The sequence below is a fragment of the Citrobacter sp. Cpo109 genome (genome assembly GCF_030332565.1).
Taxonomy (GTDB): Bacteria; Pseudomonadota; Gammaproteobacteria; order Enterobacterales; family Enterobacteriaceae; genus Citrobacter; species Citrobacter portucalensis.
On record NZ_JAOWHQ010000007.1, the window covers coordinates 1 to 629 of the forward strand.

The window sequence follows — 629 nt, forward strand, 5'->3', positions numbered from 1 at the left end:
ATTTTGTTAATTATTACGATGTTGGTAGTGTTTATTTACCAGGATGGCTGGGTTGTTACTGAAAAAATAGTGAGCGGGGTTACGATGTTTCTGACCATGGGGACCTTTCTGTATATCCTGCCCGCAATATGGACGATCTGGCGACGACATCCTTTCCCGAAAGAACAGCTGACGGAAGAGATATTGACTGTTGCTGGCTGGGATAATGTGACCAATATTGATTTGCGAAGATTAAAACGCAGAAGAATAAAAGAATTCAAAAAAAATGGAAAATCTGTGCGGGTAATGACATCAGGATGGTGGTTTTTTTACTATTAGCTGGAATTAAAAGATTAAATACTATGACAGAAGATGACGAACTGTTCGCCGATATGCCCAGAGCTTATATCCGGGGTCTGGAGAAGGGGAAAGGGTATGTGAAGGAGAATTATCTCCGGGAGCGCAGGGAATGGGTAAAATTAAGACAAACCATTGCGCACTATGAATCGGACGGCAAGAAGAAGCATAAAAAAAGGCTGGCGGAACTGTATCATGAAGAAAAACAGCTGGCAAAAGCGCTGGCCGATATGCCACCGGACCCGGTACTGCCCCCGCCAGCCCCGCTGATAAAGGTCAGTGGCGTGGTGACA

At 44.8% G+C, this 629-nt stretch carries 2 pseudogenes; both read left to right on the top strand.

Annotation, left to right across the window (positions count from 1 at the left end):
* A pseudogene (locus OGY71_RS00040) lies at positions 1–318 on the top strand (putative type VI secretion system effector); the annotation flags it as partial.
* A 23-nt stretch (positions 319–341) separates the two neighbouring features.
* Positions 342–629, top strand: a pseudogene (locus OGY71_RS00045) (putative type VI secretion system effector); the annotation flags it as partial.